The sequence below is a fragment of the Magnetospirillum sp. UT-4 genome (genome assembly GCF_902729435.1).
Taxonomy (GTDB): Bacteria; Pseudomonadota; Alphaproteobacteria; order Rhodospirillales; family Magnetospirillaceae; genus Magnetospirillum.
The window spans coordinates 1-892 of sequence record NZ_CACVCG010000113.1 but is presented as its reverse complement, the minus strand read 5'-3'; the positions used below and the strand labels follow the sequence as shown (position 1 = coordinate 892).

Here is an 892-nt window from a genome sequence, read left to right as displayed (position 1 = left end):
GAGATAGGCCATCAACTGGCGCGGATTGTCGAAGCGGGAGAAGTCGCCGACTTCGGCGGCCAAGGTCACGGCGACGATAAAGGCGACGCCACGCATGGCCTGCAAAGCTTCGACCACCGGCGCCATCGACCACTGCGGCACCAGGTCCTCGATTTGACGGGTCAGTCGCTCGACCCGCGCCTCGGCATCGGTGACGGCGTGGATATAGTCCTGAAGCACAACCTGCTGGGCAGGGTGGTCGAAGCGCACCGTGGTCAGCCAGCGCCGGTAGGCCAAGGTCCAGCCCTTCTTGCCGGCGTAAACGCGGCCATGCCGCAGCAGGAAGCCCTGAAGATGCTGGCGCGCCTTGCCGAGCACCCGCACCGCCGTGGCCCGTGCCCGGATCAGGTCGCGCATTGCCTCATGGGCGCCGTCCGGCACCCAGACCGCCGTCAACTCCCCGGCCCGGTGCAGTTTAGCCAGCATCACCGCGTCGCGGCGGTCGGTCTTCACCCGGTCGCCGGCCTTCACCGGGATCAGCGAGGGCGCCACCACCATGCAATCGTGGCCCAACGCGGTCAGTTGCCGATGCAGGCCGTAGCCGCAGGGGCCGGCCTCATAGCAGAAGTTCAATCGCCGCCCGTTCTTGGCAAGCTTTTCCACCAGCTTGGCAATCTGATCGGCGCGGTTCGGGATGGCTCCCAGTTGGCGCACCTCGCCGCCGCGAGTCCCTTCGGCGACGGCAACCGCCACCGTCGCCTTATGGACATCCAAACCCACGAAGATGATATCGTTCATCAGGTCCGTCCCCCATGTCTGAGGCTCGGCGCCGGCCAGTCCGGCGCAACCCTCGATTGGGACATGCCGTGGGACGGACCGCCAGCCGTTTCAGGGGGCGAACATAGGGTCTAAA

The 892-nt window shown here is 66.4% G+C and carries 1 protein-coding gene; it reads right to left on the bottom strand.

Going from position 1 to position 892, the window contains the following annotated elements; all coding sequences use genetic code 11:
• Nucleotides 1-777, bottom strand: a 777-nt coding sequence (locus MTBUT4_RS15165; protein ID WP_173980540.1) for an IS110 family transposase, incomplete at its 3' end; no start/stop codon positions are given.
• Nucleotides 778-892 lie beyond the last annotated feature (115 nt).